Here is a 9,652-nt window from a genome sequence, read left to right on the forward strand (position 1 = left end):
AAGAATTTTAATGAGTTTTAGTTAGGAGGCAAGGTGCTGTGCGTAAGGTGAGTAATAAGTTGCAATTCAATTTTTCTGTGCATGCGCTTAAATTATTACTTACTACCAAGCAAACCAAAGAGCTTGCTTATGCTTTGTTGACTTTTGAGCAGAGTCTTGACGAATCGAGGTTCCATGATTTTAATGATGCATTGGAATGGGGTAATTTACAAAACACCTACATGCAATATCGTGCCACAATGCAAGGTCAAACAAGAGAACTATTTGATTCTGTTTTGCATTGTCTCTACCAGGCAGGTATTTTACATTATCTTTCTACTTCTGAGATTGAAGCGATCGCAAAATATAAAGACCTGCATGCTCTTAATATACATTTGGATCAATTTATTGGGGTAGGTAGCAACTTAAGTTCGAATGTACTGCAATTACTTAGCGACACTATCGTTTGAAAGTTTGGTTATTATTGCCCAAACCCTAACGGATGAGTCTTATAGAACATTTGCTAAAAATTTCCACGAGGAAAACCTATCTTCTCCTCTTTATACCATGAACGATTTGATTCAATTTCTTTCTCGAATTGATAAGAGCAAATGGTCCTCTTTCATCGAAACTTTATCTGAGAAGACTATTAATAAGCTAGTTCAAAACGAGGCGGATTTACGAGCATGTATTAGTTTGCTCCCTAAAAACAAAAATGCGCATACCGTGCTATTAAAGGCTTTAGGAAAAAATAGATTAAGAGAATTAGTTACCAATTCGCAAGTTTGTAGTGCTCTGTTGAATTTACTCTCCGATCGAGAAAATGCAAGTATTGTACAGGCATTAGGAACAACTCATATAAATAATATTTATATGGGGTATTTTTCTGCTATGAGGCATTTTAGCTGTCATTCTACTCGTCATTCTATGCTTATGAGCGTTTATCCTGAATACAGACAAATTGCACCTCATTTGTCTTTGGCACAGAGAATGTACTCAGAGGTTGACGAGCCCTTTGGCTATCATCTTGTCTCTATTTTTTCTCATGCGATGGGGCTTGTCGCTTCTGCTGCGGCCTTACTTACTGGTTGTGTCGCTTTTGTATCACTAACGATGACTTTGACTCAGGCCCTGCTTGTAGGAGGGCTTATAATTATAGGGGGACTACTGCTGTTAATGAGTATTGGTTTGAATAGTGAAAGACAAGAGATAGAGGAGAATCAACCACAACCTTTATTCAGCATTAATTAAATAAAAGGAACCTACGCGGTACCGGGGGTTATACCCTTTGGATAATATGCAATACACATTTTGTGCAGTGCTAAAGGCGACTATTCGATTTTGCAATGGAGCTTTAAAATGAGCCCCATAATGTGCCAAGACCAATAACTGCGGCAAGGGCTATGATTGGGCCTATGATGCCAACTACTATTATATCAAAATAGCTTTCGCGATGAGTGGACTGACACACGGCGAGAAGGGTGATGACAGCGCCGTTGTGAGGCAGGCTATCAAGAGTTCCCGAACCAATTACCGCCACACGGTGTAATAAAGAAGGATCGATTCCTTGTTCCTTTGCCAGAGTCAGGAAGGTACTTCCTAGTGCATCAAGAGCAATAGTGAGTCCGCCAGACGCAGAGCCTGTGAGAGCCGCGAGCACGTTGGTTGCTGCTGATAGTGATACAAGTGGCCCACCACCGATGCCTAAAAGCCAGTCGCGGATCACGCCAAAGACAGGCATTGCAGCGATTACAGAACCAAAGCCTACGAGACTTGCAACACTTAAAGCAGGTAATACCGATGCATTAGCACCAGCATCCATAGTTGACCGCAGGTCAGGCAAGCGTTTGCGATTGGTTATGATTACTACAACAATTGCAGTTGCCAAAGCGGTAACTACCGCCCAAACCCCGCCAACTTCGGCAAGGCTTGTTTCTCCCCATTGGGGTTGGGATAGAAAAGCGAGGTCCATTTGTGGAAGCAATACAAAGGACATTAGCAAATTGACAAACACCACTACAATAATAGGTAAAACAGCAAGCCCAATTGAGGGAGTCGTTTTTCCGTGGCTTCCATGAACAAGCTCTGCAAGATCGAACTCATGTGAGTTTGTCGCGCGTTCCCGAAGCATTTGATCATTAGCAATCGTTGTTATTTCTGCTGGCATGCCATCACCCAATTGTTCGCCAGATTTTTTGGCTGCTGCTTCGGATCTATTGAGCCACCATAATCCGAACCCAAGCATAATAATTGATGCAATGATTCCAAGCCCTGGAGCGGCAAAGGGAGTCGTATTAAAAAAGGGCATAGGAATCGCATTTTGAATGGAGGGTGTTCCAGGTAACGCTGACATTGTGAATGTCGATGTGCCGAGTACTATTGTTGCTGGCATCAAGCGACGGGGAATAGCTGCTGCGCGGAACAAGGCTTGAGCCATAGGAGCAAGAACAAAAAATGCCACAAAGAGGCTCACGCCACCATAAGTAACCAACGCCCCAGCCAATACAACGGCCAGTATGGCATATTGTTTGCCCAGTTTATATGTCATAAAGTCTGCAATTGCCGAAACAGACCCACTGTCGTCCATCAATTTACCAAATAAGGCACCTAGTAAAAATAATGGGAAAAACTGAGCAAGAAATTGAGTTGCTCCACCCATGAACGTTTGTGTCCAATGAGCAAGCAAATGTTCTCCTGAAAATAAAGCAGCAATCAATGCAGCAGAAGGAGCCAGTAGTAAAATACTCCAACCGCGAAATGATAACCCCATGAGCAATACCAAACTAAGAGTAATACCCAGAATTCCCATCGCGTTATCCTTACCATTGATCGTTTACAAACCAAATGTAAGTTTATGTTTTTTCTCTCATTAAGACAAGAAGCAACATGCGCAGGCCTTATGGTCACGTCACGAGAATTCGAAATGATGACGAATTCTGATATTTTTTAATCAGCATATCCATGACACCATTCTTGTTTGTTAATAAATCTCTTCATCAGATCAAGAGTATTTTGTGGTTGATCCATAGGAGCCATATGTCCTGCTCCGCGAATTTTGATTTGTGTCAGCACATCAGCATTACGCACATAGCCTGCCAGATTATTTGTGCCGCCCACATACCATCTGCAGGTTCGAGCCTTATTAAACAGTTCTTTCCCGTGCCAGTTTAATTGTTCTAACCAAAGATCTGCCCCCATAAAATTACTATCAGTACCATCATCCAATCCATTAAAAATAAGTATTGGTATTTTTTTATCTAATAGTCGCTCATAAATAGGGGATGCTGATTTCTGTATTTCTTGTTCCAGGTTAGTTGACACTTCATTATTAAATAACTTAAACAAAGTAACCCGAGGATCTACATGAATTGCTTTCCGTACTTCTGGCTTATTAAGATACTCAATGATGGGATTATAATCCATTTCTCTTAGTGTTCTGATATCATGCCTATCTACTCCACTGGCTGCGGCAACCATATCATTAACCTTCATGCAAATAGAGTTTGCCTGTGGTGATTTATTATTTATGGCCTGAGCACATTTTTTGTAAATTTCCCTTACTTTTTCGCGCGTATTTTTATCAATTAAACCATGCGAATAAGCATAATCCGCTACTGATGATTGCTGAACTAATGGATTGACCCAGCCATCACCAATGATAACTCCCTGGAGATTAATTTGGGCTGCTGCAGGTAGTTTTTGATTATGATTGCTAATCTGTTCTGCTAATTCTGCAATATATTTTCCTGCATAGGATTCACCACTAAGATAAAGTGCATTATCTTTTAATTCTGGGTATCGTTGATAAAAGGCATTCAATGCATTATAAAGCTCGATTGTTGCTGTCTGTGCATTCTTTATTTGATCTTCTTTCGAAGCATATGAAAGACCAACGCCTTTGGGATTGTCTATCATTAAGAAATGACCTATTTCATTCCATGCAAATTTACGTTTTTTCAGCTTCCCCATCTGATTAATAACGTAAGGCCCATTCTCACTAAAAAAACCATAAAAGCTACTCGCTCCCGGGCCTCCATTGAGCCATAAAATGATTGGTACTTTATGCTGCGTACTTTGCTGACTGCCAACAAACCAATAAAATAAGCTAGCTTTATGTTCACTGCAATAGATGTCATTACAGGGTTGATTATTCACCGGTAAATGCCCAGCCAGTTGTAAATTGGTGACACAACCATGACCAGGAAGGTAGCTGATTTGATTCTTTTGAATCGTCTTGAATGGCAAATAGGCTTGTTTGACACAATTATTTTGCGTTGCATATCCTGAGGAAATGATGAGATAAAGGAAAGCCGCCAGCGTTAAATACATAAATTGGGTTGCGATACGTCCGTACATTGGTTTTACCGTTTTTATGGAATATTTATAATTATCTCAAAATATTGACTGAATGTGTACAAGATGGACTTTATTTATCTTTAATGTTGCCTAATAGAATAAGGGAATGGCTGCGCAAATTACTTCCCTCACTTAATAATTACAAACGATTTTAGTTTTTATCATTTTAGTTCAGTGACAATAAACATCTTGGTATCAATTATAGCGAAGACATATGAACGCATTTATTTTAGGAAACAATTGCAGGCTCCATTTTAAATCTCTATAGATTATTAAACTGTATGTACTATGGATGATACAGGGAAGATCGTAAGAGTATTGGAAAGATATTCTGTCAGATACAGCCACCGACCATTAAGCCTCGCGCAGGGCCACAAGTCGGGATCAGTTGCTCTACACTGGCAAAAGCTGCACTGTGCTGGATCACCGCGATACCATTATATGCTCCATTCATTGAGACAAAAACGTAGCGTCCGTCAGGAGAGGTAATTGCTGCGAATGAGTTTCCTGGTAAGGGAATTTGCTGCTGCCCTGGTGATGGTTGGGGGATACGAATTGCCAAACTGTTTGCTTGGCTCGGCTGATAACACTGCAAGGGATTACCTTGCTCGCAGAGCACAGGACCACCTGTTATAAAGCCGTTCAACGCGTTCCCATCTACAGTTAAAGTAAGGGTACATGATTGATTGTATTCCAAACGTGTAGTGCATCCTGTTGATTGAATTCCTTTGATAGGCTTCATTTCTAACCGATGTGGTTTGCGTGACTGATTGGATACGATGTATTAAATGGTTGCTGTTTCGCTTAAGTTTGTCATAAACACCGCAGGTGGAAATCCAGAAACAGGAGCGAAAGTCCACATAGGTCTGCCTGCCACTGCGGCAGAAATAAAAATCAATCCAGATGCGCTAATGAGCGTCAGGTGTTTTAAATGATTTATATCCATAGCCAAATCCTTATGCCTTATGAAAGATAGGTGAGATTAAAACATAATCTCTTTTGTAAAAGAATACTAAGATGTTATAGCTCATAACACCTTGTCACAGGGGATTTATCCCTTAAACAAGGTGTCTTGTAAATAGAGGGTAAAATCATGGCATTAACTTGGCGGTGTCCTCTATAACTGTTGAGGGTCCCTAGTTTAGAATGGTCTTCAACTACTAAATCATACACCAAGCTCACAATTTATATTCCTTTATTGAGTTTTAGTTATTTGATGATTGGTTGTGTACCATTTTTCTCCAAGGATAATTTGTTCCTACCAAGTGTCCATTTTAGATTCATTCATGCCTTGCCATAAGATAGGATGTAATACTAAAGCATCAGCCATTCGTTTTGAGAGTTCATAAGTTGATAATCTATTTGAGAGTGTGCATTTTTCCCATTGTGTCAAAGCTTGAGAAATATCATTATAAATATTGAGCAGCTCTCTTAGGTTTAATGCATCTTGTATGGCCAGCGATGCACCGCTACCCACGTGAGGACGTAACACTACACTTGCATCACCAAGTAAAAGAGCACCTTTAGTGACAAGCCTTTCAACTGCAACATCAACAACCTTTTGCATAAATGGTGATTTGGTATTGAGAATTATCTGAGCAATTGCTTTCGGGAGTTTGGAGTTTGCCAATTGATGCAAGTGTGTCATTGCTGTTTCTGAGAAATTAATTTGAGTTGTTTGACCTAAAGTATCCAGATGTTCTATAGGTAGTTTTTCGTAAAATACCCAATTTAATTTTTTAATTCCATCATGCTCGACAGGATAGGCTAATAAATGACCATTGTTAAAGCAATAATAGGAGATATTATTGATAAATGGTGATTTATCTTTTATCAAATCAAAATCTAATGTACCTCTCCAGGCTACATAGCCAGAATAGGTCAATTGAGAATTTTCAGAAATAAGTTTTCGTCCCATGGATTGTGCGCCATCAGCGAAAATAATTAAATCAAACTCTTGAGTTTCACCAGACTCAAGAATGATTTGACCAGGTTCTCCATCTTTAAGTTGTACATCGATTATTCTGCACTCATTTTTATATAGCTTATCGGGTATTCGTTTTCTTAAATTAAGAAATAGGGTATCCCAGTGAAGACTAACAATCGAAATGTTTTGATGCCACAAACAGTGGCCATAGTCGGGTTTGCTTGGTAATTGACAGTAAAAACTCCGAGTTGAGAAAGAGTCACCCGTTGTTTCTTTGTCGATAAGGTCTTTGGATATTAACGTTTGAAGTAATTCCTTTGAAATGGTAAGACCTGCACCACGAGATTTTAAATCTTTTGACCGCTCAAAAACAGTAATATCAAATTGATCTTTTAATAATAAAGCTACAGCGCAGCCTGCTATTGAGCCTCCTATAATAGCAATTTTCAATTTGATGCCCTTAGTAAAATAGAGCAATATATTATACAACAGACTTTAGGAATAGAAGTGTATTCAATAAATACGGAAAATTATTTAATTATAAACTTGATGAACATATTCCATTTCTCGAAGAGGGAATTTGTCGGCCAACAAAAAAAACACAGGAAGAAACAACATTGAAGATAAGTTATAGTTTTATATAAAATATGAGCTAATGATGAGTCACACAAATCAAATGTTCATAACCAAATTATTTCTTACTCGTTTTAATGAAATTAAACTTCTGTTCAATTCAGAACAGGGTAATCATACTTTATAAATAAAATCATTTTTAGAACCATAACTATTCGTATAATAATTGTGGCATCGATGCCCAAGACGCATTATTAGACAATAAACGAGTCACCATTAAAGAAGGTTTCTGTCAGAATTCGATCTTAGGGGTTGTTTTATTTGCATCTTGTATGTATTTTCTTATAATGCTTCTCTTAACTGAGCTTTTGATTTAGGTTCACTGTTCAAAAGCAAACAATTTCGGAGAAGATTAATGCCAGATAAAAACTTAAAGACTCTAATCTGCGATACCTTTTTTGGAGCTACAGGTTCAGCATTATCTCAAAATCAATTTCAACATACTGTTATTAAACGAGATGTGAGATTTAATAGGCAGAGATCTGCATTTGCTGCTATGGGTGGTGGTATTGCAGTTAAACCTGCTTTTTTCATGCCCTTTGAATCTGGAGTAGATATTGTCACAAAAATAGCATCTATTCCTTTGGCCCCAGCTGCTTTTTCAGTTGAAGCATTGACCAATGCTGGAGCTGCTTTGTGTTATGCATTAATAGCTTCATTACGCTTTTGTATTTTTGATTTGAACGGGGCGCAAAACGATTTTCTAAAATCAGGGACATATCTATTGTCATCCGTTCAAGCACTCAGTGCTGCCATACTAAGTCCCATAATAAATGCAATTGATTTGGTTGTTAGTGCTATTCAAACGATACATGATGGATTTTCTGGCAGCGATAATTTTGACAATTTGTATGCTGAACAATATGCAAGGGCTAATTTTGTAGTATAAAACACAATAGCTCGTGGCTTGGGTTTTACTCTCTGACGAGCAATTAATTGTATTCTTGTGCTGACTACAATTAGGCATTTTTATACAAATAGTAGAATTTAGCGAAGTCTAGATTAAACTCCCAATGTGCAATAAAAAAAGTATAGTTGATGGACAGAATTTATAATGAGCCACTGCACAACACTACCGTTAAGTTAAGAATGGTACGTCATCCTGAGCATGGCGAAGGATCTCCTGAATCCTGGGAGATCCTTCGTCGCTAGCTCCTCTGGATGACGAACATCTTAATGGCTGTGACTCTAAAAGCACGTCATCCAGAGCGTAGCGAAGGATCTCCTGAATCCTGGGAGATCCTTCGTCGCTAGCTCCTCTGGATGACGGCCAAATCCTCAACTTAATGGCAGTGGGCACTACCCATAGGGGCTATGTACAAATATTTATTATATAAAAACCTGTCGCCCGCAACGATGACTATTTGCACTGAATTAAAATTTTGTTCACGAACCTAGAGGCTGTCTTAAATAGTTTGTTTATGGGCGGAAAGAGTCAAGATTAACTGTTTTCTTTTCAACCCTAGCATCGAAATTCCAGCGTAAAATGCCATGTGCAAGGACTGAAATACTTGTTTCCTTAAAAAAGTAAAGATTGTGACAATTCATAATTACTGGAGTAATAAATAATATGAAAGATGTTTTCATTAATAAAGAACATGTTGAACTCTTTAAAATTCTTAAATTTGAAGGTATCGCCTCGAGTGGGGCAGAAGCTAAGGATATGATAGCTTCGGGCACTGTATTGGTAAACGGCGTAATAGAAACACCGAAAAGAAAAAAGATGGTTGCAGGAGATACTATTGAATTTAATGGTGAGATCTTTCGGCTAAAGTTGGGTGCCAATTAATATTTTATACGCTACACATGACTATCGCCCTTATGGGCGATTTTATGAAATCAGTAACTAGCAGTGATTTAATGTATTCTCTGAGAAGATTATGCCATTTAAATTTTCTCATCTATTCAAACAGTCAAATTGAATACTGAGAGAGGGGATGGAAGCCCTTAATTTATTGTATTAAGAAGTCCTCCTTCGAGATGGATAGCAGATCCATTTGTAGCGGCAGCAAGCGGGCTTGCAATATAGGCTACGGTGCTAGCAATTTCCTGTGGTTCGATCATGCGTTGCAGTAGGGATGAGCTGCGGTGTTTGGCAAAAAACTCTGCTTCGATTTCGTTTTCAGGAGCGTCGGGGTTGCTTGCGACGCTGCGCAGAAACTCAACGACTCCTTCTGAGCGTGTTGGCCCTGGCATCACTGAATTAACGGTTACACCCGTGCCTTTGGTAAGGTTTGCAAGTCCACGGGAAACCGCGAGCTGCGCGGTTTTGGTGGTGGCGTAATGAATCATGTCAGATGGAATCATAATACCTGATTCGCTAGAAACGAAGATGATGCGGCCCCAATTGCGTGACAGCATTCCCTCGAAATAAGCACGTGCGAGTCGTATACCGCCCATGACATTGATCTCGAAGAATTTCAGCCAGTCCTCATCCGTAATCTCAGTGAATTTTTTGCTTTCGTAGATCCCGAGGTTATTTACCAGAATATCGACCTGTGGCAATTGCTGCACCAGCTTTGCTACCCCTTCGGCACTAATAGCATCGGCCAAAATACCATATGCTTTTTGGCCACCGGAGGCTTGTATGCTTGCAATTGCTTCATCCAATTTTTGTTGCTTACGACCAGTAACGATCACCTTTGCACCTTCCATGGCCAATGTACGGGCAATCTCTAAGCCAATTCCTGCTGTTGATCCTGTAACCAGTGCAGTTTTATCATTGAGTTTTAAATCCATAAAAATCTCCAGTCGGCA

10 protein-coding genes are annotated in these 9,652 nt (G+C 39.4%); 4 read left to right on the forward strand and 6 right to left on the reverse strand.

Translation table 11 applies throughout. The annotated features are described in order from the left end of the window. The first annotated feature begins 47 nt into the window (after positions 1-47). Positions 48-449, forward strand: coding sequence for a hypothetical protein (locus tag Q0495_RS06960; protein ID WP_298624387.1), 402 nt, complete (start codon positions 48-50; stop codon positions 447-449). Continuing rightward, positions 415-1,230, forward strand: coding sequence for a hypothetical protein (locus Q0495_RS06965; protein WP_298624389.1), 816 nt, complete (start codon positions 415-417; stop codon positions 1,228-1,230). The genes Q0495_RS06960 and Q0495_RS06965 overlap by 35 nt, the downstream gene beginning before the upstream one ends. Before the next feature lie 103 nt (positions 1,231-1,333). On the opposite strand, the gene Q0495_RS06970 is transcribed toward Q0495_RS06965, so the two are convergent. The 5 genes from Q0495_RS06970 to Q0495_RS06990 form a co-directional block, all read right to left on the reverse strand. After that, a complete protein-coding gene (locus Q0495_RS06970; protein WP_298624391.1) occupies positions 1,334-2,788 on the reverse strand; it encodes a GntP family permease in 1,455 nt (484 codons plus the stop codon). A 137-nt stretch (positions 2,789-2,925) separates the two neighbouring features. Next, a complete protein-coding gene (locus tag Q0495_RS06975) occupies positions 2,926-4,335 on the reverse strand; it encodes a peptidase S10 (protein WP_298624393.1) in 1,410 nt (469 codons plus the stop codon). A 334-nt stretch (positions 4,336-4,669) separates the two neighbouring features. Beyond that, positions 4,670-5,077 (reverse strand): hypothetical protein, encoded by a 408-nt coding sequence (locus Q0495_RS06980; RefSeq protein ID WP_298624395.1) that lies wholly within the window; start codon positions 5,075-5,077, stop codon positions 4,670-4,672. Between the two features lie 42 nt (positions 5,078-5,119). Continuing rightward, positions 5,120-5,281 carry a hypothetical protein gene (locus Q0495_RS06985; protein ID WP_298624397.1) on the reverse strand — a complete coding sequence of 54 codons (162 nt, stop codon included), beginning with the start codon at positions 5,279-5,281 and terminating at the stop codon, positions 5,120-5,122. Positions 5,282-5,593: 312 nt separating this feature from the next. Beyond that, positions 5,594-6,712: an FAD-dependent monooxygenase gene (locus tag Q0495_RS06990; protein ID WP_298624398.1), complete on the reverse strand. Its 1,119-nt coding sequence runs from the start codon at positions 6,710-6,712 to the stop codon at positions 5,594-5,596. 538 nt (positions 6,713-7,250) lie between these two features. Between Q0495_RS06990 and Q0495_RS06995 the strand changes: the two genes are divergently transcribed. Both Q0495_RS06995 and Q0495_RS07000 read left to right on the forward strand, forming a co-directional pair. Beyond that, positions 7,251-7,784: a hypothetical protein gene (locus Q0495_RS06995; protein ID WP_298624400.1), complete on the forward strand. Its 534-nt coding sequence runs from the start codon at positions 7,251-7,253 to the stop codon at positions 7,782-7,784. Between the two features lie 681 nt (positions 7,785-8,465). Then, positions 8,466-8,684: an RNA-binding S4 domain-containing protein gene (locus Q0495_RS07000; RefSeq protein ID WP_298624402.1), complete on the forward strand. Its 219-nt coding sequence runs from the start codon at positions 8,466-8,468 to the stop codon at positions 8,682-8,684. Positions 8,685-8,842: 158 nt separating this feature from the next. On the opposite strand, the gene Q0495_RS07005 is transcribed toward Q0495_RS07000, so the two are convergent. Then, on the reverse strand, positions 8,843-9,652 hold an 810-nt coding region (locus tag Q0495_RS07005; protein WP_298624404.1), incomplete at its 5' end, for an SDR family NAD(P)-dependent oxidoreductase.

This window comes from uncultured Legionella sp. (assembly GCF_937871865.1).
In the GTDB taxonomy this organism is placed as follows: domain Bacteria; phylum Pseudomonadota; class Gammaproteobacteria; order Legionellales; family Legionellaceae; genus Legionella.